The following is a 26645-nucleotide window of genomic DNA, read 5'->3' as shown; positions in this document are numbered from 1 at the left end:
TCTACTGATGCATTTTACGTTTCATTTCAGCTTTCATCATGGCGGCGGCTTCGCCCAGCGTATCACCAAAGAAGCCGTCGGGCCAATTATTGATATTTCCATATTCATCCAGCTGTAAAGGCGTAAGCTTAGACTCACCTTGTTCTATGGATGTGAAATACAGATTTGCTTTAGTTGAATCAAATTCCTTTTCAGGATTGAGGCCCTTCTCCGCCATACGTAATTGCAAGCGCTGCAACAGATGCTCACTGTGGCTTTCCAAAATAATCTGCACGTTACGCCGCTTGATAGCGTCAATAAATACATCGGCCAAGCCCGCCTGCACCGCAGGGTGCAAATGAATTTCCGGCTGCTCCAGAATAATCGTAGAGCCCTCCGGCACATAAAACAGCAGCACCAGCACCGGCAGCAGCTGCGAAACGCCAAAGCCTACATCGGTCAGAAATACCTCGGCGGATTCTGCGGTGCGCTTGATGCGTACTTCGTATTCCTTGCGGTTTGGGGCAATGGGGCGAACGGCGAAGGAGTGAATGAGGCCGAGTTCTTTGAGCCAGTAGGCTATGTGCTCTTCTAAAGAGCGACGTACTTTCCCAGTCCCCATGCTTATCCAAGACAATCGGGGGTGATTTCGAGAAGCTAGCAAAGCTGCAATAGCTCTTTCACCACGATTACCAACTCCTTGTGTTTTTTCTCCAGCCCAGGTGTATAGGCGTTTAGGGTAATCACGAAGGGGGCCTAAATAATAAAATTTGTCAAATAGCATCTGTAGGCTGCTTGGCAGATCGTTAAAAACATTTCCTTTATTGTAATAAAATGATAATATATTTGGAAAGCCATAGAATTTATAAGGGTCGTTTATGTTAGGAAATATATGTTCATTTTCTTCCATTTCTATACCATGTATATCTACATAAAATTCATTTGTAGATTGGTCTTGAGAGATGCCAAATGACTTGTTATCTAACAGGTACTGAAATTGAATAAGAGATGTCTCATCATCACTTTTTTCAATAATTGCTTTAAATTCAATATCTCCAATATGTACACCGTCAAGCTCTGTTTCGGCAGGAAGTAATACAGGGTAAGAGCTATTATAAGTTATTTTAAATTCTATGTAATCGTGGCTCTCATGATTATGAATAATATCATGCATCGTCCCTAACTCTGCGTATGAACGCTCGTCTCCCAAATTCAAAATCTGTGCTCTATCCGACGATTCCACGGTCTGCTTCAGCATCAAAAGAAACTGTAAGATGCTGGTCTTGCCGGATGAATTGGTGCCGAAGAAGCCGGTGATGCTACCGAATTGGATGTCGCCGGTATCCTTCCAGGACTTGAAGTTTTGAATGCGCAGAGAGTTCAGCATAGCAGTAGGCGTGAGGTCAGCGAAGGTACGGGAACTGAGGCACCACCCAACAAACAAACCCTCCCGTACCCGCTGGAAAGGGTAGAGGAGGGCCTGTCCGGTTTTACTGATTGGTGCTTTTACTTGCCGAAGAGCAGGCGCAGCACCAGCTGGTCTTTGGCGTTGAGGCTAGCCGGAGCCGGGCTATAGGTAGAGCCGCCCACGGTGAACACGGAAGTGGGGTCGGCGGTGGTGGAGCGGGTTTCGGGCACGAGCACGGGGGTGCCGTTGAGCTGGTTTTTCTGGTAGCGGATGCCGTTGGCCGTGTAATTGACGTCTATCATGTCGGTGCCCCGGATGCGGGAGCCCCGGATGTCGGTATTCTCCACGCCCAGCACGTGGCCCAGCTCCTTGAGGAAGAGGTTGATCAGGTAGCTGCCGCCTTTGGCCAGGGCGTAGGTCGTATTGACTTGCAGCGTGCGGCCCGGCTCCACGTTGTCGGGGTTGCCGTTAATCTGAAACGGAAACTGGCTGGCCGAAATAAAGTCCCCCGTGGTGGCATCGGCGCTGTAGTTGGAGAAGCTGATGCCGCTGTTGCTGATGACGGGGGCATTCTGGTCGTCGATGGTCACGAAGTACTGCTGGCCCGCGCCCGAGGCGGCGCCCTGGCGGACGAAGGTGATGTTCAGGTTCAGGCTGTTGTACTGCTGCATGGCGGATTCCAGGGCTTGCGTTACGTCGGGGGTGTTGGCTTTGGTCGTCAGCCCCAGCACAATCTGGGTGGGCTCGTTTTTTAGCACGCTCTCGGCGCGGTAGTGGCCCGGCACGAAGGAGTTGCGCTGCGGGCGAACCGGGCGGCTCAGGCGGGCATCGGCCGAGGCCGGGGCGGTGGCGGAAGCAGCGGGCCGGGGCTCGGTGTTTTCGCAGGCCGCCAGCGACAAGCCGGCCAGCAGGGCGAAGCTCAGATTTCTCGATAAGGCAGGGAAGTTGGTTTTCATACCGAAGTGAGGGAAGTGATGATGAGGAAAGAGTGAGTGAGCAAGCTTGCTTTTCAGGTTGTGGTGAGCAGGGCAGGTCAACGGCCTGACGCCAGGCCTGCACCACCGGGGCGGGCAATGCGGAGGAGGTCTGTTTTCAGTGGCAGAGGAGAAGGAGGGTGAACCAGTAGGAGGAAGCAGGCGGCCAGCAACTACCCACGGCGCCCAAGCAGCGGAGCGCCTGCCCCAGGCTACTCGGCGCCGCCGCCGAAAGGGTTGCCTCAGGTTTAAAAAGAAAGGCCGGCCCCTTGAGCTTCGGAAACAGAGGCGCCGCCGTCAGAGCAGCCATAGATCAGGTTGCCGCCTCTCCCTGCCCGACCTTTTCCTGGCCTATCTTTGTTGATTCACCACCGCGCGGAAAACTAAAATCCGTGTAATCTGCTTAATCCGCTCAATCTGCGATGAAGGTTTGCATTGCCGAAAAGCCCAGCGTGGCCCGCGAAATAGCCCAGGTGCTGGGCGCCTCCCGCAAGATGGACGGCTACTTCGAGGGCAACGGCTACCAGGTCACCTGGACGTTTGGGCATTTCTGCCAGCTGCGGGAGCCCGAGGACTACCGCCCCGAGTGGAAACGCTGGAGCATCCACGACCTGCCCATGCTGCCCGAGCAGTTCGGCATCAAGCTCATGCGCCGCGACGACGGCGTGGTGCGGCAGTTCAACGTCATCAAAAACCTGCTGGCCTCGGCCGAGGAAGTCATCAACTGCGGCGACGCCGGGCAGGAAGGGGAGGTGATTCAGCGCTGGGTGCTGCTGGAAGCCAAGTACCGCAAGCCCATTAAGCGCCTCTGGATTTCGTCTTTGACGGAAGAAGCCATTCGCCAGGGCTTCCAGAACCTGCGCGAGGGCTCGGAGTTTGATACGCTCTACCAGGCCGGCAAAAGCCGGGCCGTGGGCGACTGGCTGCTGGGTCTGAACGCCACGCGCCTGTTCACGCTCAAATATGCCCCCGGCCAGCGCCAGGTGCTCAGCATCGGGCGGGTGCAGACGCCCACGCTGGCCCTGCTCGTGGACCGCTACCACGAAATCCAGAACTTCCGGCCCGAGCCCTACTGGGTCTTGCGCACCGAGTACCGCGGCACCCTGTTCAGCCACGTGGCCCCGCCCAAGAAAGGCAAAGCCGACGACGATGAGCCCGACGAAAAAGCCCGCCTGAAGGCCCGCGGCTACTTCGTGACTCAGGAGGAAGCCGACGCCGCCCTGGCCCAGGTGAAAGACGCGCCGCTCACAGTAACGGGCGTCGAAATCAAGAAAGGCCTGGAAACCCCGCCCGCCTTGTTCGACCTCACTTCCCTGCAAGTGCAGTGCAACAACCAGCTGGGCCTCTCGGCCGAGGACACGCTGAAGACGGTGCAGGCCCTTTACGAGAAGAAGGTGGTGAGCTACCCGCGCGTAGACACCACCTTCCTGCCCGACGACCAATACCCCAAGATTCCGGGCATCCTGCGCGGGCTGGGCGGCTATGCGGGCCTCACGGCGCCGCTGCTGGCCGCCAAAATCCGCAAGAGCACCAAGGTGTTCAACAACCAGAAAGTCACCGACCACCACGCCATCATCCCCACCGGTGCCAGCGTCGGCGGCCTGCACGGCACCGAGCAGAGCGTGTTCGACATCATCGTGCGACGCTTCCTGGCCGCGTTTTACCCCGATTGTGAAGTCTCGAACACGACCGTGACGGCCGAGGCTGCCGGCCGCATCTTTCGGGTGCGGGGCCGCCAGATCCTCAACCCCGGCTGGCGCGTGGTGTACGGCGACCCGGAGAAGCAGCAGGCCCCCAGCCAACAACCAAAAGCCAACAACCAACAACCAGAGGAAGACGATGTAGTAAATACCGTGCTGCCCAGCTTCGAGAAAGGCGAAAGCGGCCCGCATAAGCCCCGCCTCGATGCCAAAATGACCCAGCCCCCGCGCGAGTACTCGGAGGCCATGCTGCTGCGGGGCATGGAAACCGCCGGCCGCAACGTGGACGACGAGGAGCTGCGCCAGGCCATGAAGGAAAACGGCATCGGGCGCCCCAGCACCCGCGCCGCCATTATCGAGACGCTGTTTAAGCGCGGCTACATCCGCCGCGACAAGAAAAAAATTGTGCCCACGCCCACCGGCGTCGAGCTGATTGGCCTCATTCGCAACCCCACGCTGAAGTCGGCGGAGCTGACGGGGCAGTGGGAGCGGAAGCTGCGCCAGATTGAAGGCGGCCAGCTCAGCCCCGAGCAGTTCTTGGGCGAGCTGAAGCAGCTGGTGCGCGAAATGGTGCTGGAAGTAAAGCACGACGGCTCGGGCCGGGCCGTAACGGTGGCCTCGGCGGCAATACCGGTAGCAGGGCCCGGCAAACCCGCCGCGACGCTTGGCACCACTGGCACCAATACCCATCAATTAAAAACCAACAGCCACTCAACCACGCAAGGCCTGGGCCCGTGCCCGGCCTGCGGCAGCGGCCACGTGCTGCGGGGCAAGTCGGCCTTCGGCTGCTCCCGCTGGAAAGAGGGCTGCCTGTTCCGCCTGCCCGCCGAGGTAGAAGGCAAGAAGCTCACCGACAAGCAAGTAAGTGACCTGCTGAAAAAAGGCCGCACCCAGGTGATGCAGGGCTTTCTGGACGATGGCGGCCAGAAATTCGCCGCCGCCATCCGCCTCAATGCCCAGCACCAGCCCGAGCTGCTGCGCGCCGCCGAAAGCAAGCCTACCACGCCCTCCGACCCCGGCCAGATTCCGTGCCCGGTGTGCCGGTTGGGCCAGATGCTGCGCGGCAAAAGTGCCTGGGGCTGCTCCCGTTTCCGCGAGGACTGCCAGTTCCGGGTGCCCTTTGAGTGGGGCGGCAAAACCCTCACCGACGCCCAGCTACAGCAGCTCCTGCGCAAAGGAAAAACCGGCGTCATCCGCGGCTTCATTTCCAGCCGCACCGGCGAGCGGTACGAAGCCGCGTTGCAGGTAGGAACAGAGGGCCGGATTGAGCCGGTGTTCGGGAAAGGGTAGGGGAGACGCGGGCTGCGCGCATCAGCAGCAGATAGTAAAGCGGTTTATGGAAGTCGAAAGAACATACCGGAACATCATGCTTCATCTGGCGTCCGCTTGCCGAAGCATCTCTCCCGCTTCGTTGAACGATTGAGTTAGCCCGCGGTAGAGATGCTTCGACAAGCTCAGCATGACAATAGCACTGCAACGAAGCGGGAGAGATGCTTCGACTTCGCCTCCGGCTGCGCTCAGCAGGACGGTCTACTGACTTCCTAAATAGCTTCAACACTTACCACTGACATGCAGGCACATACGCTGCTTTTTCTTCTATTGCTCGGTGCGGGGCTGGCGTGCACCCGCCGCGCTGCGTTGCCTTCTTCCTCTGGCACTACCGCCGCGCCGGCTACCGGCCTCCCGCCCCAGCTTCGCATCGAGACTGTGCAAACCAACCGGGAAGTGGAGGCGCTGGTGCGGAGCCTCAAGCCGTTTGATAGTCAGTTTGCCGTTGACGATTCTCTAACTTGGGCCCGGCGTGCCTGCGGCAACCGCCCGTACGGGGCCACCCAGCCGGCGTGGGTAAAGCAGGATTTCAACCAGGACGGCAAACTTGATTTGCTGGTGTTTGGACGGTGGCACCGGCCCGTTACCCTGGGCCTCATCAATGCCGGCCAGGCCCCACCCCAGATTACCTTTCTGACCCGCACAAGCACTGCCCGCTGCTCGGAAACCAGACTAGTTATGCTCGGCCGGCAGCCGGTGCTGCTGCACCGGGAGCAGCAGCCCGACACCACCGGAGAAAGAAGCCAGAACAGCTGGCTGCCGCCGGATACGCTGGTGTACCGCTTCGGCGCCTTTGTAAACTATAACCCCGCCCCGCGCGACTACCGCATCACGCGCCTGCACTACGAAACCACCGGCTGCTTCGGCACCTGCCCGGCGTACCAGCTGGCCCTTGACGTGACCAGCCGAAAAGCCGACTTCACCGGCCTGCGCTTCACCCGGCGCGAAGGCCAGGCGCAAGCCACGCTGCCCCCAAAAACCATCAACGACATCACCCAACTGCTCAACTACGCCAACTTCCCGGCCCTGCGCGACTCGTATGACGTACCGTGGACCGACGACCAAACGGCCACGCTTACCATCACCTACGCCAACGGCAGCGTCAAGCGCATCCGTGACTACGGCCTGCAAGGCACTCCTGAGCTGAGCAGAGTGTACAAAATGCTGGAAGAAATTCGCGTAAGTGAGGGCTGGTGAATGAGTGCAGGAAATGAGGTAACAGGTAACAGGTGACAGGTGCCGGGTAGCCCCAGCGGGGCGGCATGTCGGTAGTACAGTCTGCCCACTAGACCGGCAAAGCCCCAGCGGGGCGGCACCTGATGTCAGCACAACTTGGTGTCGCCCCGCTGGGGCTTTCAGCTATCATTACCCGCGGTTTCTACTGATATGCCGCCCCGCTGGGGCTAACCGGCTTACCACCTCGTCACCTGTCACTTGTCACCCGTTACCGTTCACCTCATTTCCTGCACTACTGAACCACTACTTTCTGGCTGCTTAGCACGCCTAGGTGCTCTACCTGAAGCAGGTACACGCCAGGTTTCACGCCGCTTAGGTTCAGCTCCAGGGGCGCGGCGGCCGTTGGCAAGTGGTGCTCCTGCTGTATGATTCGCTTCGACAGCACGTCGCGCAGGGTGATGGCCGCCGGGGAGCCGGCCCTGAACGGGAGGCTAACCGTGATGCGCTGCGTGGCAGGATTGGGCGAAACCACCAGCTGCCGGCTGCTGGCTGCCGAAGCAGCTGCCGAAGCGGTACTCAGGGCCGGGCGGGCGGCTCCTGCCGGCAGCTCCAGCAGCTCCAGCTTCCAGCGCTGGGCGTCGTTGCCGTTGTCGTAGTATTTGATAACGTTGGTGCCGGGGTCAGGATAGTTGTTGTACACGTCCAGGCACTGGTTGGTGCCCTTGTGCGTCAGCTTGTAGAACCCGCCGCCCACGTCGTCGATGCGCCAGCGCTGGGCATCATTGCCGTTGTCCCAGTACTGCCCCACGTCGGTGGGCTCCGGGCTGTTGTTCAGCACGTCGAGGCACTGGCTGGTGCCCTTGTGGCGCAGCTTGTAGTGGCCGTCGGCTTCCAGCGTGATAATCCAGCGCTGGGCGTCGTTGCCGTTGTCGGTGTACTGAATCACGTCGTCGGGCTCCCGGTTGTTGTTTACCGCGTCCAGGCACTGGTTGGTGCCCTTGTGCGTCAGCTTGTACGTGCCACCCGATACGATGCCGTTGGCAGTGCCGGGGTCGCCGGCCGGCAGGGGTAGAAGCGCTGAGGTTGTGACAGGCTCCCCAAAAACAGGGGTGTTGTCGGCCCGCCAGGTTATTTGCTGCACCCGGGCGGTGCGGCTGGGGTTGCAGGCGCCGTTGGGGTCGGCAACGGCATGGTACACTATCCAGTCTTCGGCGCCATTCGGCGACTTAAAGAAGCCGTTGTGCCCCGGCCCGTACACCCCGTTGCGGTCCGAGCGCCCAAAGACCGGCGTGCTCGACCGCGCCCAGGAGCCGGGGTCCAGTATATTTCCGTTGGTGTTGGTCATCAGGCCCAGCGTGTAGTTCGGCGACCAGCACGGGCTGCCCGAGTACGTGATAAAGGTTTTGCTATTGCGCTGTATAACCGCCGGGGCCTCCACAACGGCCCCCCAGTGACGCTCCCAGTCGTAGGCCACAGCAGCCAGCTCCACCCGCTGGCTGCCCAGCGTCCAGGGGTTGCTCATCCGGGCAAGGTAGATATGGTCGCTGGTGCAGCACCCGCCCGACCATACGTAATACAGGGTGCCATCCTTGGTAAACACCGTGCCGTCGATGGCAAAGTCGTCGGCATTGGGGTCGTACAGCCGGTTTTTGTACTGGTAGGGGCCTAGCGGATCGGTACCGCTGCTTTCCAGCACGTGCATCCGGTGCTGATGGTAATTGCCGTCGTTGCCGTCGGCCGTGTAATAGATGTACCAGCGCCGGCCATTGGGGCCATTAAGCAAATGCAGCTCGGGGGCCCATATGTTGCAGCACCGGCCTGGGGTGTTGTCAGTCCACACGGTGGTTTCGGGAGCCGTAGCCAGCCCCGCCACGCTCCGGGCCTTGGAAACCGCAATCCTGTTGCCGCGGGTGTAAGTCAGGTAGTAATGCCCTTCATAATACGTCATGTGGGGGTCGGCCGCGTCACTTTTAACCGGGTTTTGGAAAGTGGTCTGGGCCGAGGCCGTAACCAGCCCAACGAGCGTAAGCAGCAGCAGCAGCAAGCCGAGCCGGGCACCGGCAACCAGGCAGAAGCTGCTGCTGAGACCTGGGCCGGCACTGGCTTGTACGGCACGGCGCTGGCCGGCCGGGACGACGCAAGCTACCAGGCGGCTGGGCGCCTGCCGGAAGTAGCCAGCAACAAGAAAAGCGGTGGAGTTGTGTTTCATAACTGTGGTGGGTTAGGTTGGGTAAGGCCGATTTTCAACAGCTATGCCAGAGGGCCTGAGTGAAGTCAATGGGGCTTCAATGTGCTTATAAACAACGGATTAACTTAGACATTGGCAGGTATGTACGCAGGCAGCCGGTGCCACTTCCTTCCCGATTCGGTGACATGTCACACCAGAGCTCCAGGATGTGGGAGGCAGGCAGAGCTGTAACGGCAATGAGCTACTGGTAGAGCCGGTTCGTAGCCAGTACACGCGCCGGTCTGGCGGCGGAAAAAGCAGCCGGACCGGAGCCTACCCCTTGCGCAAAACTGCATGAAGTGTCTTCTCGGCCGCCAAGCCCAGGCATTCAGCGGTTGAGCGTGGAGGCGCAACATTTTCCGGAAGGCATCATTTCGCGCCGGTCGCCGTTCAATCTGCCATGCAAACTGGAAAACTACTGGTCCTGCTGGGGCTGCTGCTCGTGGCGCTGGGGGCCTTTCTGTGGCTGGGAGGTGGCAGCCTGTTCAGCTGGTTTGGCCGCCTGCCCGGCGACATTCGCGTGGAGCGGCCGGGCTTTCGTTTTTACGCGCCCTTGGCCTCTATGCTGCTGGTGAGTTTGTTGCTGAGCGCCGTGCTATGGCTGGTGCGGCGGCTGAGTGACTACGTGTAAGAAGCTACAACATTTTGGCTTTTGGTAGCGCAGGCGGCCGGCCTTATGAGTGTCGGATTTGTTGGCTTTGTCCAATTGCGCGCTCAGCTGCTTTGTAGAAATTTACCCGGCCTTCGTAGGCAGTAATTACCGTGAGCAAAAGCAGAGCAGTCTTATTGCACTTGACGCGCTTGGATAACAGTGAAGCCTGGCAAGGGGCAACAGGTCTTGGATGACAGATTTGTTCAATAGATGTCTTTCGATGTAAGCAGGAAGTTTAGTTTTACATAGTTGGTAGCGCATTTATAATTTATCTAATATTGTTTCAATAGAATAATAAGGTGCTTCTCTTTCGCTCTTCTTTTACCCTAGCACGTTTGTATGAAGAAAACCCCTACTCTCTGGAAGCTTACCGGTTGCGTTGCTGTTCTGACCGCTGTTACTGCCTGCGAAAAACCCGAGCTAGAGGAGCCGGAACCGCTGAAGGTAGCTATGTCGGCTAATGATGAAGACGACGATGACGAGGATGACGACGAGGATGATGATGACCAGATAGACTGGGCAGCGGCATTTCCTACGTTCACTGCCGCCGGGGGGGCCACCACCGTCAGCAACTTCACCAGCCTCGGCTTGATTCAGCCGGCGGCCAACCTGGCCGGCGCCGCCCTGACGGAGCACATGAACGGCAAGGCGGTTTTCCAGCGCACGTTCACGCTGCACGAAGTAGCCCCGCTGTGGAATAACGTACGGTGCGAAAGCTGCCACCTGGGCGGCGGCCGTGCCGGCCTGCCCCGCGTGAATGCCACCACCGGCGTGCTGACGCCGCAGCTACTGTTCCGCGTGAGCGTGCCCGGCGTCACCGGCCCCCACGGTGAGCCAATGCCCGTGCCCGGCTTCGGCGACCAAATCCAGCCCCTGAAAGTAGTGGAAGGCGTAGACGCCCAGGATGATGTGCGCGGCGCCAGCGACGAAGGCAACTTCATTGTGCGCTACACCGAGCAGCCCAGCCTGCGCTTCAAAGACGGTACCTCGGTGAGCCTGCGCCGGCCCACCTACACCTTCGTGAAGACCACGCGCGACCTGCCGGCCGGCACGCTGGTGTCGCCCCGCACGGGTTCCCAGGTAACCGGCCTGGGCCTGCTGGAAGCCGTGCCGGAAGCCACGATTCTGGCCTTTGCCCGCAACAACACCAACAACGGTGTATCGGGCCGGCCTAACCGCGTGTGGGACGAAGAGCTGGGCATGACCCGCCTGGGGCGCTTTGGCTGGAAGGCCAACCAGCCCAGCCTGCGCCAGCAAAACGCCGGCGCCGCCAACGGCGACATGGGCATCACCACTACCGTATTTCCGATTGAGCCCGGCGAAACGGCGGTTTCGGGCCTGCCCAACATGAGTGACCAGGAGCTGAAGGACCTGACCGTGTTTACCCAGACGATGGGCGTGCCGGCTATCCGCAACAACAACAGCCCCGAGGCGCAGCTGGGTGCCCAGCTATTTGTGAAGGCCGAGTGCACCAGTTGCCACGTGCCGGCCATGCGAACGGGTACGCTGCCCGGCCGCCCCGAGGTGTCGAACCAGCTGATTGCTCCCTTCACCGACCTGCTCCTGCACGACATGGGCCCGGACCTGGCCGACAACCGCCCCGACTTTCTGGCCACGGGCCGCGAGTGGCGCACGGCCCCGCTGTGGGGCCTGAGCTTGCAGCAAACCGTGCACGGCCACACCAACCTGCTGCACGACGGCCGCGCCCGCAACGTGCTGGAAGCCATTATGTGGCACGGCGGCGAAGGAGCCAACTCCCGCAAGATTGTAACCGAAATGAGCAAGCAGGAGCGCGACGCGCTGCTCTCCTTCCTCAACTCCATTTAATCCTAATCCGGTCAGTTGAGCCTCCACACCTGAGTGCAGGTCTGCCCGCAGATAGTAGGGTGCGCAGACACACAAAAGTAGCCTGGGAAAAGAGTGCGGGCCGGCCCGCACTCTTTTTTTGTTGGTGGTTGTGCCGGGGCCAGCCGTAGCTGCCGGGGCGCCAGCGCCGGGCGTAACCATTCGGGCCGGTGGGAGTTATACCCTTTGGGTCCGCGCCAGGCGCGGACAGGTTCTGTTCTATCCGCTTTCCCTCAACCATGCCTAAAATCGTTTCGCCTCAGGTAGAATTTGACGTTTTGCTTCGCCAGGCCAAGCAGGTTACCCCCGAAATCTTTACGCCCGACGGCGCGGGCTTCCTCAACTTGCTAGAAGGCCGCTGGCAGGAGCCCGGCCAGCCGCGCCCGTTCCGCTCCCCGGTGGACGGCTCCGAGCTGGGCAGCCTGCCCATGCTCAACCACGAGGCTGCCCTGCGGGCCGTCATCTTTGCCAAGCAGGAAGCCGCCACCTGGGCCGCCACCGACCTCGATGAGCGCCGCGCCAAAGTGCAGGACTGCCTCGACCAGCTGCGCCCCCAGGCCGACCTGATCGGCAAGCTGCTCATCTGGGAAATCGGCAAAACCTACAAGCTAGGCTTCACCGACATCGACCGGGCCATCGACGGCGTGCAGTGGTACGTGGACCATATTGAAGGCATGCTGGGCCAGCGCCAGCCGCTGGGACTGGTCAGTAATATTGCCTCCTGGAACTACCCTATGTCGGTGCTGCTGCACGCTGTGCTGGTGCAGGTGCTGTGCGGCAACTCCGTTATTGCCAAAACTCCTACCGACGGCGGCTTTATTTCCTTGAGCCTGGCTTTTGCCGTGGCCCGGCGCTGCGGCCTGCCCGTGACGCTGGTAAGCGGCCCCGGCGGCGAGCTGAGCGACGTACTGGTGAAGCACGAAGCGGTGGACTGCCTCAGCTTCGTGGGTGGGCGCTACAACGGCCGCAACATTGCCGACGCCCTTAGCGAGAAGCAGAAACGCTACATGCTGGAAATGGAAGGCGTGAACACCTACGGCATCTGGAACTTCTCCAACTGGCCCGCCCTGGCCGACCAGCTCAAAAAGGGCTACGACTACGGCAAGCAGCGCTGCACGGCCTACGTGCGCTTCGTGGTGGAGCGGCGCTTGTTTCCGCAGTTTCTGGAAACGTACTGGGAAACGGTGCGCCACCTGAAAGTGGGCAACCCCACCCTCGTGGACAGCCCCGACGATAAGCTGCCGGAGCTGGCTTTCGGGCCCGTTATCCACCGGGGCCAGGCCGAGGAGCTGGACCGCCTCTACGATGATGCGCTGAAAACCGGCGCTACGCCCCTGCTGCAAGGTAAGCTGGACGACAGCCTGTTTCTGCCCGATCAGGACCGCGCCGCCTACCGCGCCCCGCGGGCCCTGGTAAACCTGCCCCGCCAGAGCGAGCTGTATTTCAAAGAGCCCTTCGGCCCCATCGACTCTATTGTGCTGGTAGACCGGGTGGAAGAGCTGGTGGGCGAGATGAACATCTCGAATGGCGCCCTGGTAGCCGCCGTAGCCAGTGACGACGAGCAGTGGGTCCGGCGCACAGCCAAAGAGGTGCGCGCCTTCAAAGTGGGCATCAACCAGCTCCGCTCCCGCGGCGACCGGGAAGAGGTGTTCGGCGGGCTGGGCGAGTCGTGGAAGGGCGCCTTCGTAGGCGGGAGTCTGCTAGTGGAGGCAGTCACCCAGGGCAACGAGCTAACCCTGCGCGGCAACTTCGAGGACCACATTCTCATGCCGGAGAAAGTGTAGAACCTGTTGTGGTTTTCTTCACAGACAGGCTCTTCCCTTCGGCACAGAATGCAGCTCAAAGGAGCTTGATTGATAGTAATGGGCGGTAGTCTTTGTGTGCTGTAAACTGCTTTGAGCTGCATCCGCGGCCTGGAAATGCCTGCATTTCGACGTAGTACAACAAGCTATCAGAAGCAACAAAGGCTAGGAGGAGGCAAAAAAGCGGTTGAGGAAGTCATCTAAAACATACCGGATCGTCATGCTGAGCGCAGCCGAAGCATCTCTACCTCTGGCTAACTTCTGACGACTGCAACGAAGCGGTAAAGATGCTCGCGGGGCTCAGCATGACGGTCCGGTATGTTTTAGATGACTTCCTCAACCGCTTCAAAAACAAGGATGCCCGCCGCCAAACGGCAGCGGGCATCACTTGAATACACCAATTACAATGCACACATAAAATCAACTTAGTATACTGGCCGCGGTAAGAGCGGCCCATAAATAACACTGCTAAAGTACAAGGTCAGTGTGCTGTTTGTCCAACCAAAACACAGAGTGGTCAGACTTTTTGAGTGAGAAATTATTTACGTAACTATCTTACTTACAGAAAGTAAAGAATGAATTAATGGGCTTTATACTATAATTTATAAAGGCCATACAACGTATAGATGCACCTGACCGGAAGCCGCTGCCGACAAGGCCGGCTGCACCAGGCAGGCCACGGTGCCTTCCTGTCCCAGCCGCAACCCCGCCTCAGTGTAGAGCTGCACCTCTTGGCCCATGGGCGCCAGTGTAGGCACGGCTGCCCCGGCTCGGAGTGTAAGGCGCTGCCGCCACAGGCCGCCATAGCCACCGCCCAGCAGCACAGGTGGGTTGCCTAGGCCCGTGAAGTGGTCGGCGTAGCTGAGCAGGCCGTGCCAGCTGCCGAGCTGCCCGGCGCGGGCCCGCACCTGCGGTACTATCCGGGCCAGCCGGGTGCCCTCAGCCCGGAAGTCACCCAGCCGGCCCAGCCAAACGCCCAAGCTCAGCCCGAAGAAGCGTCCATCGGAAGCGGCGTATGGGTTCAGACCCCACCCAGATTGGGTGGGAGAGGCGCCGGGGCGAGGCTGCTGCCGGCCCAGGCTTAGGCGCAGGCCCATCGTAAAATCGGAGTCGTACTCGGCGTTGGGGTAGCGCCACTGGCTGGTGCGGGCCAGGCCCAGGCCGGCCGCCGCGTAGCGAAACGCCCCCGGCACCCGGCCCGCTACGCCGCCACCAAGCAGCAGTAGCTGGTTGCGAGCGGTGCGGGTAGGTGGGCCGGGTGGTGCCTGGGCCCTGGCCATGGAGGCAAGCAACAGCAAGCCAGCCGTAAAAAGTAGTTTCATGCCGGTAAATCAGGGCAGTACGTAGCCCACGCGCACGGTGGCGCTGAGCAGGTCGCCGGGGAAGTAGGAGTAGGTGCGGCTTTCGATGCCGGCGCCCAGGTACAGGCGCTGCTGCACGGTAGCATCTACCCCTACCCCGAGCGTAAAACCAGGATGACGGATGCGGCGGCGCTCAAACTGGGTTTCGGTAACGACTGTCGTAGTAAGGCCGTCGGGGTTCAGGTAGCTGCCGGGGTAGCGGTACACGCTGATTTCGCGGCCAACCAAAAACGCCGGCCCGGCTTCGGCCCGGAAAGCCACCCGCTCCGGCCGGCGGCTCGTGCGCACCGCCACTACGGCCTCGATGAAGCCCACCGCGCATTTTTCGCCGGGGCGTTTGTCGGGCTCCCGGCTGGCGGCGTCGGTCCAGAAGCCGCCCAGCCGCGGCTGCACGCTGAACCAGGACTGCCCGGACAGGCGCCGCTCGACCCCAAAGCTTACGGCCGTGCCAGGCCAGCCATGGTTGGTATAGGAGGCCCGGCCCAGGCTGGCTACGAGCAGAGTGCGCCCCGAGGCCGGCGCAGCGGTTTGGGCCCACGCCGTGGCCGCCGGAGTCAGCAGCAGGAGCGCAAGTAAGAATTTCAGCATAGTCAGCCAATGTATAAGCCTGAACAACCTGACCAAGACTGCACAGCGGAAACCGGGCGCGGCTCCGTACTGCACACCAGGGTTTCAGGCAGGCCTTCAAAGATGATAAAATGAAAGGGCTCCAGCGAATACCGTTACGGGCACCCAGCCCAGCCGCCGGGGCAAGAAGCCAGCCAGCTTACTCCAAGCCGGCGGTGCTGTCGTCCGGGGAGCAGCTGGCGCAGGTCGATGGTATCCGCGGCACTTCCCACGGGCCTGCCGATTTCTTGCGGAGTTGCGCATCGTGTGGACACCTGAATTCTGCGCAGCTTCTGCAAAAACACAGCCTGATAGGCCGTCAGATATCGGATAGATGCTCAAAGTCAGCTGCGTAGCCGTATCTTGGCGTATGTCGACATCACGCCGCTTCCGCTTCACGCCGCTGTTTTACGTGGGTATTGTCTGGCTTATTCTGGGAATTACCAGCACTAAGCGCGTGGCTTTTATTTGTATCGGAGTCGTCTTCATTGTGCTGGGCAGTAAGCGCGTAGAAGAGCCGCCGTCCGATACGCCTCCAGGGCCACCCCCGGCCGAAACGCCGTAAGCCCGCTTTCTGGCTACCTTCGCGGCGGTTTCTTCGGCTGCAACTCTTCTTTTCTATGCCCTTTCCGATGACCTCGCGCCGCTGGCTCTGGCTGTTTCTGCTGGTGCTGGGCGGGGCCTTCCTGTTTCAGCTGGGCACTTGGGGGCCGCTGGAAACCTCCGAGGCCCGCTACGCTGAAATCGGGCGGGAAATGCTGCGCGGGCAGGACTGGCTACACCCGCGCCTGCTGGGCATTCAGCACTTTCATAAGCCCCCGCTCACGTACTGGCTGACGGCTGCGGGCCTGGGCCTGGCCGGCGAAAGCGCCCTGGGCGTGCGGCTGCTGCCGGTGCTGGCCGTGCTCGTGCAGGTGGTGCTGGTATATGGCCTGGGTCTGCTGCTTTTTCAAGGCGACCGGGCCCGCGCCCTGGCCGCGGCTGTTCTGTACGGCACGTTGCCCGTAGTGCTTATTTCGGCCCTCAACGTGACTACCGACGTGTACCTGGCCACGCTGGAGCTGGCGGCCACCTACGGCATCCTGCGCTACTACCATACGGGCGGGGCGCGGTGGCTGTACCTGTTTTGGGTGGGGCTGGGGCTGGCATTTCTGACCAAAGGGCCGGTGGGCTTCGTGCTGCCGCTGATGGCGGTGCTCGGCTTTTACTTCCGGCGGGGGCAGGCGCGGCGGCCGTTTACGGTGCACCACGTGCTGGGCTTCGGGCTGTTTGTGCTGGTAGGGCTGAGCTGGTACCTCTACCTGGCGGCCGAAAACCCGGCGTTTGTGCGCTACTTCCTGGTGGAGCACACCGTGGAGCGGTTTGCCAACGCCGCCACGTTCAACCGCAGCAAGCCGTGGTGGTTTTACGTGGTGCTGGCGCCGACTACTTCGCTGCCGTGGTCGGTGGCGCTGGTGGCGCGGGCCGCGCGCACGCCCTGGGCCTCGGTGCCCCGGCCGTGGCAGAACGTGCTGGTATTCTGGGTGCTGGTGCCGCTGGTGTTCTTTTCGCTATCCAGTTCCAAGCTGCTGCTTTACGTGCTGCCCATCTTTCCAGGGCTGGCTCTGCTCACGGTGTACTACCTGGGCCGCTGCACCGAGGCCGCGCTGCACCGCTGGTACGTGGGCATCGTGGCGTTTTATGGGCTGCTGCTGGCGGCGCTGTGCGTGCTGCCCATCCTGACCACGGTGCTGGACCTAGGCTTCGAGGTGCACCCGCGCACGGCGGCCTGGCCGGCGGCCGGGGTTATTCTGCTGGTGCTCACCCTCACGCTCTGGGGCCAGGTGCGCATTGCCCCGCGTCTGCTGGTGGCTACAGTGCTGTTCACGGGGCTGTTGCTCTTGTCCGTCAAGCCTATTCTGCAGCAAAACGAGCTGGCCTTCAACGGCAGCCGCCCGCTGGCCCAGTTGCTGCGCCAGCACCACCTCACGGGCCGCCCGGTGCTGGTTTACGATGAGCTGCTGCCGTCCCTGGCCTTCGAGCTGGGCCAACTGCCCGTGTCGTTGCACGACGGCAACCACAACCTGCGGCGCGAAACCCAGTTCGAGGCCACCCCCGCCTGGCGCCGCACCCTGCTCGACTTGCAGGATTCCACCCAGCGTCCCGCCCTCGATTCTCTTCTCCGCCAGCACCCCGTGCTGCTCGTGAAAGGGGAGCTGAAGCCAGAGCGCCGCTGGCTGCTTCAGCATTTCCAGAAGCAGGAGAAGCTAGGCAAATGGACGGTGCTCTGGAAGTGGTGAACTGGTGGGGTGATGGGGTAACAGGTGACAGGTAAGAAGGAACGTCATGCTGAGCGTAGCCGGAGGCGAAGTAGAAGCATCTCTCCCGCTGGCTAACTCAATCGTTAGCCTCAAAGCAGGCATCAGCAACGAAGCGGTAGAGATGCTTCGACAAGCGGACGCCAGATGAAGCATGACGTTCTTCTTGTCACCTGTCACCTGTTACCTGTCACCTGTCACTCATTCACCGATACACCGCCTCGGCTTTGTCGCGTAGGTTGTAGGCTGAAGACATGACCTCGCCGTAAGCGCCGGCGGAGCGGATGGCTACCAGGTCGCCGCGGCGGGTTTCGGGGAGCAGCACGGCCCGCCCAAAGGTGTCCGACGACTCGCAGATGGGCCCCACCACGTCGTAGGGCTGGGCGGGCAGCTGGCTGCTCAGGTTCTGGATGTGGTGGTGGCTGCCGTACAGGGCCGGGCGGATCAGCTCGGTCATGCCCGCGTCGAGGATGGCGAAGCGCGTCTGCTGGCTTTCTTTCACGTAGAGCACCCGGCTTAGGAGCGTGCCGCACTGCGCCACCACGGCCCGGCCCAGCTCCACGTGTACCTGCTGGCCCGGCCGCCGCACCAGGTGCCGGTCAAACGTGCCAAAATAGGCCGCGAAATCGGGAATCGGCTCTGTGTCGGGCTGCTGATAGTTGATGCCCAGGCCCCCGCCCACGTTGAGGTGGGGCAGGCGGTGGCCCCGGTCTTCGAGCCAGGTTTGCAGCTCGTTGAGGCGGCGGCTCAGCTCCCCAAACACCGGCAGCTCCGTAATCTGGGAGCCGATGTGGGCGTGCAGGCCCACCAGCTCCACGTGCGGCAGCGTGGCCAGCTTGTCAATCACCGCGGGCAGGTCTTGCAGGCTGATGCCGAACTTGTTGGCCTCCAAGCCCGTGGTAATGTGCGGGTGAGTCAGGGCGTCCACGTTGGGGTTGATGCGCAGGGCCACCCGCGCCCTGCGGCCTTGGGCGCCGGCCAGCTCACCCAGCACCTCCAGCTCCTGCACCGACTCGGCATTGAAGCAGAAAATATCAGCCGCCAGCGCCAGGTTAACCGACGCATCCGACTTGCCCACGCCCGCAAACACCACGTGGCCCGGCGCGAAACCGGCGTCCAGGGCCCGCTGCACCTCGCCGCCACTCACGCAGTCGGCCCCCAACCCCGCCGCCCGGATGCGCTCCAGAATCGGCAGGTTAGAATTGGCCTTGAGGGCGTAATGCACCTGGTAGCCGCCGGGCCGGGCAGCCGCAGCCAGCGCCGCCAGGGTTCGGTCCAGCAGGGCCAGGTCGTAGAAGTAAAACGGGGTAGGAGTGGAGGCAAGCTCCTGGGGTAGCTGAAAGGGCATATGACGTGGACCTCACCCCCTAGCCTCCTCTCCAAAAGAGAGGGGGACTAGTTTTTAGCTTTCTAGAGCTAGTATGGAGGTGGTTGAAGTTTAGAGGTAAAAAAGTAGAGAAGAAGTGCGGATGATTGTCAACCACCCCAGGGCCTCTAGCCTTATAAGCTAGAACCAGAGCCCCCTTTCCCTTTCGGAGAGGGGGTTGGGGGTGAGGCGACTACAGCTAGGGACTGGGCTTCCGAAACAGCCCTTCATTCAGCGCTAGCAGCGCCCGAGTCTTATCCACGGTGTTCACCAGCAGGCTGATATTGTTGGGTGAGCCGCCGTAGCTGATCATGCGCAGCGGAATGTCTTGTAGCGCCGCAAAAGCAGCGTGGGCGGCGCCGTGGGCATCTTGCAGCAGATTGCCAACCAGGCAAATAATCGTCTGGTTTTCATCCACCTCTACTGTGCCGAAGCGGCGCAGCTCCTCCAGAATCTGGGGCAGGCGGGCCGGGTCGTCGATGGTCAGGGACACGGCCACTTCTGAGGTGGTAATCATGTCGATGGAGGTGCGGTACCGCTCAAACACCTCGAACAGGGTGCGCAAGAAGCCGTGGGCCAGCAGCATGCGGCTTGATTTCACGTTGATGGCCGTAATGCCGTCCTTGGCGGCCACCGCCTTGATGGCTTCGGAGCCCGTGCGCGAGGAAATCAGCGTGCCGGGCGCATCGGGCTGCATGGTGTTCAGGAGGCGCACCGGAATGCCGTGCTGACGAGCCGGCAGCACCGAGCTGGGGTGCAGAATCTTGGCCCCGAAATAGGCCAGCTCGGCCGCCTCATCAAACGACAGCTCCCGGATGGGATAGGTACCCGGCACCACCCGCGGGTCGTTGTTGTGCAGGCCGTCGATGTCGGTCCAGATCTGAATTTCCTCGGCCTCCACGGCCGCTCCAATCAGCGAAGCCGAGTAGTCGGAGCCTCCGCGCTTGAGGTTGTCGATGGAGCCTTGGGCGCTGCGGCAGATGTAGCCCTGGGTAATAAATAGCTGCTGGGCCGCGTGCGGGGCCAGCGTAGCGGCCAGGTGCTCCCGGATGTAAGCCGCGTCGGGCTCATCATCCTGGTCGAGGCGCATGAAGTCGAGGGCTGGCAGCAGCACGGCCGGGTGGCCCAGTACCTGGGTCACGTAGCGGTGAAACAGCAGGGTGCTCAGCAGCTCGCCCTGGGCCAGAATCACCCGCTCCCCGTCACTGGACAGCGGGGCCGTGGTCAGGTCCAGCAGGGTCTGAAAGTGCTGGTCAAGCTGCCCAATGGCGGCCGGCGCGTGGCCGCCTGGCAGCAACTCCTGGGCTACGTCATGGTAGCGCTGGCGCAGGGCCTCGATGCCGGCCGTGGCGGCGGCCACGTCCTGGGCATACAGCAGGCGGGCAATGTCTACCAGGGCGTTGGTGGTGCCGCTCATGGCCGACAGCACCACGATGCGCCGCCCCAGCTGCGGGGCATGAACTAGCCCGGCCACCTCGCGCATCCGCTGCGCCGACCCGACGGACGTGCCGCCAAACTTGAGAACTTTCATAGGGGTAGAGAGTACAGAAAAAGCGCCGGCCCTGGGTCAGGACCGGCGCTAGGAGGTTCAGTTGAAGCAGTTAAGGATGCAACAAGCAGGTGCGACGGTCAGGCCGGAAACCGTTTCTTGCATTTCTTGACCAGCATACACGTGCCCGCCCCACCAGCCAGTATCGGCCACAACGGAGCAACAGCAGAGCGTACAGAGCAGGTCATTGGGTGAAAAACGGTCAGCCAATTAGCCGGATTTGCGGGCGCAAGTACGGGTGCGCTGGCCCTTACTTCCAAAAGTCGCCCTAAAAAATTGATGCGTACCCCATGAATTAAGTTAGAGCGGCATTCCCAACAACTCATTTCCGGGCGGCAACAAACAAGAAAAAGCCCTGCTCCAGGGCGGGAGCAGGGCTAGTGCGAAAAGTGGCCGCGAGGTGGCGACGCTTCACTGAACCTCCAGCTTCTGGCGGGCCGTGCCGGCGCTGGTTGTTACTTCCAAGAGGTATACGCCTGCCTTCTCCCGGCTAAGGTCCAGATCGAGGGCAGCAGTGCCGGTCCAGGTATTCGTACGAACCAGGCGGCCGGTTACGTCCAGTACCCGCACCTGGGCCGGACCACCCAGCGGCCGGGGCGCACGTAGCGTCGTGTGGCCGCCCAAGGCCGGGTTGGGAACTACCTGTAAACTGGCCTGAAGCGCAGCATCAATCCCCGACCGAGTAGTAAGGACCGTGCCCGTAAACCGGTTTACGCCATTGCCTACGATATCGTCATCATTCTCAAAACCAATGCTACCTGACCAGCCTACTGTGGGGCTGATAAAGCTTACCGTCAGGTGGTTGATGGTGTTCTCCAGCGCCACCCACGTCTGCCCGTTGTCACGAGAATAGGACGAGCCTTGGTCGTCATTGCCAAGGTCGCTGCCCGTAGAAACGTATTGGTTGGTGCCAGGAACAGCGCTCAGGCCTATGCCGTGCAGGGGTCCGGTGTAGGTGACTTGCGTCCAGGTCTGGCCGCCATCAGTGGTGCTAAACAGGCCGTGTTGGGTACCGTCCTCGTCGAGAACTGAGAGTAGCCCGTTTTGCTCATCCCGAAAGGCCAGTCCCGTGGGCTCACCTGCTGCCGGCACTTGCGTGATGGTCCAGGTAAGGCCCCGGTCGGGGGAACGAAGTACCCGGCCTTCATCCGTAAGAACCCAGATGGAGTTGCCAGCCACCGTGGGTTTAAACACGCTTAAACTCTCATCTTCCAGGCTCGGGGGAGTCCCGGTTACTGGTGTCCAGGTCTGGCCGCCATCGGTGGTGCGGTATAGCTCAAAGCTGCCGGTTGCGGTAAGCTGCTCTCCGCCTGCTACGCCCTCGGTAGCCGAAAAGAAATGAACAAAGCCCGGAAAGCTCCTAGAGTTAACGAATGCCGTACCCGTACCCTGCGGAGTCCAGGTCTGGCCGCCGTCGGTGGTGTGCAGAATTCGGCCGCCATTACCGTCGATAATGGACGTAACCACCCAAGCGGTAGAAGCGCTGATAGCACTAAGACCGGTAACGCTTTCCCGGTTTGCTGCATCTACGGGCAAGGTGGTGACCGTCCAGGTTTGGCCGCCATCCGTTGTGCGTGCTAGCTGCGGAGTTGCATACCCCTCTTCCACAGGTTCACCGACAGTCCACACAGTGGAGTTATCCACCACCCTCAACAGCAGAGGCACTGCCCGGCGGTTAGCGAAAGTAATCGGTTGGTTTACCCATTGAGCCCAGGCGTTCAAGCTCAGGCAGACCACGCTAAGCGCGGTAAGTACAGTTTTTTTCATAGAAAGAAAAGGATTATAGAAAGTGAAACAGAACACTGTATGGGTGAGCACCCTTAGCCTAGAAAGGTTGCCTTAGTGGAGAGTAGATATTTTCAGCAGACAAACGACCCTCGTGAAAGTAGGCTTAGTATTCATTTAAGTCAAATAAATATTGATATAAGAACATAAAAATTGAAAAGTCCACTAGCTTATCTCCTTTTGCTCTCTCAGTGAGGAGGGAGGATACGACACAGTAACCTTGGTTTACACTGGTCAGAAAGCTGTTGTGCATGAGCTACCCTTGAACACGCCAGACCCCAGAGCTGATGGCCAGGCTCCAACAGCGAAAAGGCGCAACCTGATGGTTGCGCCTTGCAGTGAACAAGAAGTGGATACGTCTGCTTTCTACCGCACCGGCTTGGGCAGCACCGGCAGGCTCTCGTGGCCCTGGGCGTCAACGGACACCACGCCGAAGATGTAGTTGTCCTTGTTGAAGGGCAACTCGGCTTTGGTGTCCGTCACGAAGAACTTCTGCTGCCACTCCGGGGCGCTGGTTTCGCGCATAAGCACGTAGTAGCCGGCTGGTTTTTCGCCGGCTGCGGGGGCCTGCCATTGCAGCTGGGTGCGGTTGGTAAGTTCGGCGGTGAGCACGCCCACGTTTTCGGGAGCAGGAGGGGCCAGGGCCAGGTTAGCCAAGATGGCCAGATTGACGCCCGTGTTGCGGCGCAGGTAGGCGAAGTCCATGAACTTGGCCAGGTCGCCGTACTCGGTGCCGTTTTCCTGGCGCAGGTCCTGGTGCTGGTGGCGGAAGTCCTCGTTCATCTCCGTAAAGCGCACCGCCGTGAAGCCTTGCTGGTTGAAGGGCGTATGGTCGCCGCCGCGCAGGAACCGGTCGGGGCGGTACTCCAGCACTACCTCGTGGCCGGGCACGTAGAGCTGGGTGGCGGTGCGGGCGTAGCGGGCCAGGTTGCGGCTGGGCGAGTCGTTTTCGCTGCTCAGGGTGCGGCGCAGCCTGGCCTCGTCGGGCGTTTCGGCGGCGGGCACGCCCTCGCTGAACACGCGTAGCTTGGTGGGCGCCTTGATTTCGGGGTCGTGGCCGGTGGAGTTGCCCATGATGTCGTTGTTGAGCATGGCCACGAGGTTCCAGCCTTCTTTCTTGGCCCGCTTGGCCAGGTGGGTGGAGCCGTAGAGCCCCTGCTCCTCGCCCTGCACCGCCACGAAAATGATGGTGGCCGGAAACTGCTGCTTGCTCATCACGCGGGCCAGCTCCATCACGGCCACCGTGCCTGAGCCGTCGTCGTTGGCGCCGGGGGCGTCGGCCGTGGCGTTCATCACGTCCGACACCCGCGAGTCGATGTGCCCGCTCACGATAAACACGCGCTTGTCGGTGGGGTCGGTGCCGGGCAGGGTGGCCATGACGTTGGCCATGAGCACGGGCCGGTCGATGCGGCGGCCGTCGGGCTTAATGGTGAACGTGTCCTGCACTACTTTCAGGCGCCCCCCGCTGGCTTTGCTGTACTTCTCCAGCTCCTGCTGCACCCAGTTGCGGGCCGCCCCGATGCCGCGCTTCTTGCTTTTGGTGTCGCTCAGGGTGTGGCGCGTGCCGAAGCTCACCAGCTTGTCGATGTCGTCGCGCAGGTTCTTTTCCGAAATTTCCTCCACCATCTGTCGGATAAGCGGGTCAGGAGTAGAAGCCGGCTGGGTTTGGGCCAGTGCCGAAGCTGCAAGGCCAAGGGAAAGCAGCAGAGAGAAGGTAGCGCGACGCATAGGAAGGTTGGTTGTGACGGGGTAGAGACGTAAGGAGCAGCCGCACCGTTGCGGCCCTGAAGATAGGCTGTGTAGCGAATTGATGCTTAGCGCAAATCGACAGGGCGGTATAGAGACGCAACATCTTGCGTCTTGCGTCTTGTCGTTGAACGGCTGGTACCGTTCTAACGGCGCGGACGCGGAGACGCGAACCGTAGGAAGGCGTAGCCAAGGGCCGCGTCTCTACAGCAGCCGGCTTACCAGCACGCTGGCCGCGTTGCCCCCAAACCCCGCTGCATTCACCAGCACCCGCTGAATCGGGCGGGATGAGCCCGGCGCCAGGTCCGTAGTGAAGGGCGCGGCGGGCCACTGCTGGGTTTCGAGCACGTGCAAAGCGAAGTCCAGGCTCAGGGCGCCGGAAGCGCCCAGCGTGTGCCCCAGCAGCCACTTATTCGACAGCAGCGGCGGCAACTCGGCGCCAAACACGGCCCGCAATGCCGCCCGCTCGGCGGCGTCGCCGGCGGGTGTGCCGGGGCTGTGCAGCACCACGGCGTCTACGTCGTGGGGCGTGCGGCCGGCTTGGGTCAGGGCTTGCCGGATGGCCTGCTGAAAGTGTTGGCCGTCGGAGGAAAGACCGGTTTTGCTGGCTATGGTTTCAAACCCAAAGCCTACGGCTTCCAACACAAACCGCAGACCGGCCACCAGCTCCTGGTCCAACTGCTCCCGCCCAACTTTCTCCAGCGCAAACACGGCCGCGCCCTCACCCAGCACGAACGTAGACGGCCGGCCCGCGCCCGGCCGGCACGGCCACTCGGCAGCCGGAAAGGGCGAGTAGATGCCCAAAGCGCGCATCTGGGCCAGGGTGAAATCGGTAAGCGGAGCCTCGGTGCCGCCGGCCAGAAAGCGCGTGGCCATACCGGCCCGCAGCCAGGCTACGGCATTGCCCAAAGCCTGAAAGGCGCTGCTGCACGTGCTGGAATGGCTGAGGGCGGCCCCGCCCGCCGCCCCGGCATCGAAGGCCACCCAGCTGGCCACGTTGCCCAGGGTGGTAAGGGGCGAAGCGGCGGCCGACACCGTGCCATCGGCCAGGAACTCGGTGTGAAACGCTTCGAGCCGGCCGGTGGCGCCGCGGCTGCTACCGATGCTGACGGCCAGTGGGAGAGGTGAGAAGTGAGAGGTGAGAGGTGAGACGGCAGCAGCAGCTTCTGCCACCGTTGCCGGCCACCCCGCTTCGGCCGCGGCTTGGCGGGCAGCCAGCAGGGCCAGCAGCACAGTCCGGTCGAGCTGGCGGTAAGCTGGCTGAGACCGGCGCAGCTCGGCCACAGCCGTTTCGGCTGCGGCGGGCAAAGCGGCCACCACCAAGCCGCTAGAATGGGCCGTGAAGGGCGAAACGGCCGGAGCGTCCGGTACCGGCCGCCACCCCAGCGCCGACACCCGGCCCCGACCCCGAATCAGAATCACCTCGTCGGCACTAGTCATGCAGAAACTCGGGCAGGGTGGGGGCGGGGGTGAAGTCGAGCACCAGCTCCCGCATGCGGCGCAGCACGGCGTAGAGCAGCTCCAGCTCCTGATTGGTAGTGCAGTAGGGCGGCAGCAGGTACACCACGTTGCCCAGGGGCCGCAGCACCACCTGCTTGTCCAGGGCCAGCTGGTAGAAGGCGTCACGCAGGCGGCTGAAGTAGCTGGTGCCCTCGCCAGGGTCGTACTCCACGGCCAGGATGGTGCCCCGGTGCCGCACAGCCCGGATGCCCGGCTGGCCTGCTATTTCCCGGTGAAACGCCGCGTGGGCCGCCGCTATGCGCTGGCGCTGCTCGGTGCATTCGTCAGCCCGCGTCAGTTCCAGGCTCGCCAGAGCGGCGGCGCAGGCCACGGGATTAGCGGTGTAAGAGTGGCCGTGGAACAGGGCCTTCATCTTGTCCTGACTCAGAAAGGCCTCGTAGATGGGAGCCGCGCAAGTGGTCAGGCCCATGGCCAGGGTGCCACCGGTCAGGCCCTTGGAAAAGCACATGATGTCGGGCTGCTCCGTTAGCTCCTCCGAGGCAAACAGCGGACCCGTGCGGCCGAAGCCGGTCATCACCTCGTCGGCAATGCAGAGTACGCCGCGGTGGTGGCAGCGGCGCAGCATTTCACTTAAAATTTCTGGCTCGTACAGTACCATGCCCGCCGTGCCCAGCACCAGGGGCTCGAAGATAAAGCCCGCCACATCGGGGCGCGTGAGCAGGGCGTCGAGCTGGGCCAGCACCTCGGCCTCCCGGCCCAGCACCGGCACGTCGATAAACTCCACCGCAAACAGTAAAGGCCAAAACGGCGCCGTGAAAACCCCGCGGCTGCTCACGGCCATGGCCCCGAAGGTGTCGCCGTGGTAGGAGTCACGAAAACACAGAAAGGTGCGCCGTTCGGGCTGGCCGTGGTTGTGGAAGTATTGCAACGCCATTTTCAGGGCCACTTCCACGGCCGTTGAGCCATTGTCGGAGTAGAACACGCGGGCCTGGTTGCGCGGCAGCAGGGCCAGCAGCTGCTCGGCCAGCTCCACGGCGGGCGGATGAGTGAAGCCGGCAAACAGCACGTGTTCCAGCGTGTGCAGCTGCTCGCTCACGCGCCGGGCAATGTGCAGGTGGGCGTGCCCGTGCAGGTTGGTCCACCACGACGATATGCCGTCGAGGTAGCGGGTACCGTCCTCGGCCACCAGCCAGCTGCCTTCACCCTTTACTATGGGAATGGGCAGCGGGGCCGTTTGCATCTGGGTATAAGGGTGCCACAGCACGGCGTGGTCCCGTTCGGAAAGAGTAGGCATAAGCAAAGGAAAGTGCCGCACAAAGCTACAACCAACCCCGACGCCATTTCTCGCTGAGGTTCGCGGAGGGATGCGCTGAGCTGTTCTT

At 61.7% G+C, this 26645-nt stretch carries 18 protein-coding genes; 7 read left to right on the top strand and 11 right to left on the bottom strand.

Translation table 11 applies throughout. The features are described from left to right. Position 1: 1 nt before the first annotated feature. Both OIS53_RS07690 and OIS53_RS07685 read right to left on the bottom strand, forming a co-directional pair. The gene (locus OIS53_RS07690) at positions 2-1366 is read right to left on the bottom strand and encodes a DUF3696 domain-containing protein (RefSeq protein WP_264681814.1); all 1365 of its coding nucleotides are present in this window, start codon (positions 1364-1366) and stop codon (positions 2-4) included. Between the two features lie 119 nt (positions 1367-1485). After that, the gene (locus OIS53_RS07685) at positions 1486-2343 is read right to left on the bottom strand and encodes a zinc-dependent metalloprotease (RefSeq protein WP_264681813.1); all 858 of its coding nucleotides are present in this window, start codon (positions 2341-2343) and stop codon (positions 1486-1488) included. 440 nt (positions 2344-2783) lie between these two features. Here OIS53_RS07685 and OIS53_RS07680 point away from each other — a divergent pair, with 440 nt between their 5' ends. Further along, complete coding sequence (locus OIS53_RS07680) at positions 2784-5351, top strand: type IA DNA topoisomerase (protein WP_264681812.1); 2568 nt, start codon at positions 2784-2786, stop codon at positions 5349-5351. A 348-nt stretch (positions 5352-5699) separates the two neighbouring features. Further along, complete coding sequence (locus OIS53_RS07675) at positions 5700-6587, top strand: DUF6438 domain-containing protein (protein WP_264681811.1); 888 nt, start codon at positions 5700-5702, stop codon at positions 6585-6587. 271 nt (positions 6588-6858) lie between these two features. Here the strand turns inward: OIS53_RS07675 and OIS53_RS07670 are convergent, their stop codons facing one another. Further along, positions 6859-8775: a family 43 glycosylhydrolase gene (locus tag OIS53_RS07670; protein ID WP_264681810.1), complete on the bottom strand. Its 1917-nt coding sequence runs from the start codon at positions 8773-8775 to the stop codon at positions 6859-6861. A 418-nt stretch (positions 8776-9193) separates the two neighbouring features. On the opposite strand from OIS53_RS07670, the gene OIS53_RS07665 reads away from it, so the two are divergent. The 3 genes from OIS53_RS07665 (at position 9194) to OIS53_RS07655 (ending at position 13074) form a co-directional block, all read left to right on the top strand. Next, complete coding sequence (locus OIS53_RS07665) at positions 9194-9424, top strand: DUF2905 domain-containing protein (RefSeq protein ID WP_264681809.1); 231 nt, start codon at positions 9194-9196, stop codon at positions 9422-9424. 471 nt (positions 9425-9895) lie between these two features. Further along, complete coding sequence (locus tag OIS53_RS07660) at positions 9896-11272, top strand: di-heme oxidoreductase family protein (protein WP_264681808.1); 1377 nt, start codon at positions 9896-9898, stop codon at positions 11270-11272. 257 nt (positions 11273-11529) lie between these two features. Next, positions 11530-13074 (top strand): aldehyde dehydrogenase family protein, encoded by a 1545-nt coding sequence (locus OIS53_RS07655; protein ID WP_264681807.1) that lies wholly within the window; start codon positions 11530-11532, stop codon positions 13072-13074. Between the two features lie 620 nt (positions 13075-13694). Here the strand turns inward: OIS53_RS07655 and OIS53_RS07650 are convergent. Continuing rightward, entirely contained in the window at positions 13695-14414 is a 720-nt protein-coding gene (locus tag OIS53_RS07650; RefSeq protein ID WP_264681806.1) for a hypothetical protein, read from the bottom strand. Between the two features lie 9 nt (positions 14415-14423). Then, the gene (locus OIS53_RS07645; RefSeq protein ID WP_264681805.1) at positions 14424-15041 is read right to left on the bottom strand and encodes a hypothetical protein; all 618 of its coding nucleotides are present in this window, start codon (positions 15039-15041) and stop codon (positions 14424-14426) included. Positions 15042-15429: 388 nt separating this feature from the next. On the opposite strand from OIS53_RS07645, the gene OIS53_RS07640 reads away from it, so the two are divergent. Next, positions 15430-15624 carry a hypothetical protein gene (locus OIS53_RS07640; protein ID WP_264681804.1) on the top strand — a complete coding sequence of 65 codons (195 nt, stop codon included), beginning with the start codon at positions 15430-15432 and terminating at the stop codon, positions 15622-15624. A gap of 55 nt (positions 15625-15679) precedes the next feature. Continuing rightward, positions 15680-17338, top strand: a complete 1659-nt coding sequence (locus OIS53_RS07635; RefSeq protein ID WP_264681803.1) for an ArnT family glycosyltransferase — start codon at positions 15680-15682, stop codon at positions 17336-17338. A 223-nt stretch (positions 17339-17561) separates the two neighbouring features. Here the strand turns inward: OIS53_RS07635 and lysA are convergent, their stop codons facing one another. The 6 genes from lysA to bioA form a co-directional block, all read right to left on the bottom strand. Continuing rightward, complete coding sequence (gene lysA / locus OIS53_RS07630; protein ID WP_264681802.1) at positions 17562-18704, bottom strand: diaminopimelate decarboxylase; 1143 nt, start codon at positions 18702-18704, stop codon at positions 17562-17564. 217 nt (positions 18705-18921) lie between these two features. After that, the gene (locus OIS53_RS07625) at positions 18922-20253 is read right to left on the bottom strand and encodes an aspartate kinase (protein WP_264681801.1); all 1332 of its coding nucleotides are present in this window, start codon (positions 20251-20253) and stop codon (positions 18922-18924) included. Positions 20254-20682: 429 nt separating this feature from the next. Next, the gene (locus tag OIS53_RS07620) at positions 20683-22038 is read right to left on the bottom strand and encodes a VPS10 domain-containing protein (RefSeq protein WP_264681800.1); all 1356 of its coding nucleotides are present in this window, start codon (positions 22036-22038) and stop codon (positions 20683-20685) included. A gap of 384 nt (positions 22039-22422) precedes the next feature. Further along, complete coding sequence (locus OIS53_RS07615; RefSeq protein ID WP_264681799.1) at positions 22423-23784, bottom strand: M28 family metallopeptidase; 1362 nt, start codon at positions 23782-23784, stop codon at positions 22423-22425. Between the two features lie 222 nt (positions 23785-24006). Further along, a complete protein-coding gene (locus OIS53_RS07610) occupies positions 24007-25242 on the bottom strand; it encodes a beta-ketoacyl synthase N-terminal-like domain-containing protein (protein ID WP_264681798.1) in 1236 nt (411 codons plus the stop codon). Further along, the gene (bioA, locus tag OIS53_RS07605) at positions 25235-26557 is read right to left on the bottom strand and encodes an adenosylmethionine--8-amino-7-oxononanoate transaminase (protein ID WP_264681797.1); all 1323 of its coding nucleotides are present in this window, start codon (positions 26555-26557) and stop codon (positions 25235-25237) included. Before bioA ends, OIS53_RS07610 begins: the two co-directional genes overlap by 8 nt. Positions 26558-26645: the final 88 nt, after the last annotated feature.

Origin of the sequence: Hymenobacter sp. YIM 151500-1 (assembly GCF_025979885.1) — a bacterium.
In the GTDB taxonomy this organism is placed as follows: domain Bacteria; phylum Bacteroidota; class Bacteroidia; order Cytophagales; family Hymenobacteraceae; genus Hymenobacter.
The sequence above is the reverse complement of the archived record's forward strand: the minus strand, read 5'-3'. Positions and strand labels throughout refer to the sequence as shown.

Excerpts from the sequence above, each read along its gene's own strand:
- OIS53_RS07690 (WP_264681814.1), bottom strand. The coding sequence starts at position 1,366 with ATGCTGAACTCTCTGCGCATTCAAAACTTCAAGTCCTGGAAGGATACC.
- OIS53_RS07685 (WP_264681813.1), bottom strand. The coding sequence starts at position 2,343 with ATGAAAACCAACTTCCCTGCCTTATCGAGAAATCTGAGCTTCGCCCTG.
- OIS53_RS07680 (WP_264681812.1), top strand. The coding sequence starts at position 2,784 with ATGAAGGTTTGCATTGCCGAAAAGCCCAGCGTGGCCCGCGAAATAGCC.
- OIS53_RS07670 (WP_264681810.1), bottom strand. The coding sequence starts at position 8,775 with ATGAAACACAACTCCACCGCTTTTCTTGTTGCTGGCTACTTCCGGCAG.
- OIS53_RS07665 (WP_264681809.1), top strand. The coding sequence starts at position 9,194 with ATGCAAACTGGAAAACTACTGGTCCTGCTGGGGCTGCTGCTCGTGGCG.
- OIS53_RS07660 (WP_264681808.1), top strand. The coding sequence starts at position 9,896 with ATGTCGGCTAATGATGAAGACGACGATGACGAGGATGACGACGAGGAT.
- OIS53_RS07655 (WP_264681807.1), top strand. The coding sequence starts at position 11,530 with ATGCCTAAAATCGTTTCGCCTCAGGTAGAATTTGACGTTTTGCTTCGC.
- OIS53_RS07650 (WP_264681806.1), bottom strand. The coding sequence starts at position 14,414 with ATGAAACTACTTTTTACGGCTGGCTTGCTGTTGCTTGCCTCCATGGCC.
- OIS53_RS07645 (WP_264681805.1), bottom strand. The coding sequence starts at position 15,041 with ATGCTGAAATTCTTACTTGCGCTCCTGCTGCTGACTCCGGCGGCCACG.
- OIS53_RS07640 (WP_264681804.1), top strand. The coding sequence starts at position 15,430 with ATGTCGACATCACGCCGCTTCCGCTTCACGCCGCTGTTTTACGTGGGT.
- OIS53_RS07635 (WP_264681803.1), top strand. The coding sequence starts at position 15,680 with ATGCCCTTTCCGATGACCTCGCGCCGCTGGCTCTGGCTGTTTCTGCTG.
- lysA (WP_264681802.1), bottom strand. The coding sequence starts at position 18,704 with ATGCCCTTTCAGCTACCCCAGGAGCTTGCCTCCACTCCTACCCCGTTT.
- OIS53_RS07625 (WP_264681801.1), bottom strand. The coding sequence starts at position 20,253 with ATGAAAGTTCTCAAGTTTGGCGGCACGTCCGTCGGGTCGGCGCAGCGG.
- OIS53_RS07620 (WP_264681800.1), bottom strand. The coding sequence starts at position 22,038 with ATGAAAAAAACTGTACTTACCGCGCTTAGCGTGGTCTGCCTGAGCTTG.
- OIS53_RS07615 (WP_264681799.1), bottom strand. The coding sequence starts at position 23,784 with ATGCGTCGCGCTACCTTCTCTCTGCTGCTTTCCCTTGGCCTTGCAGCT.
- OIS53_RS07610 (WP_264681798.1), bottom strand. The coding sequence starts at position 25,242 with ATGACTAGTGCCGACGAGGTGATTCTGATTCGGGGTCGGGGCCGGGTG.
- bioA (WP_264681797.1), bottom strand. The coding sequence starts at position 26,557 with ATGCCTACTCTTTCCGAACGGGACCACGCCGTGCTGTGGCACCCTTAT.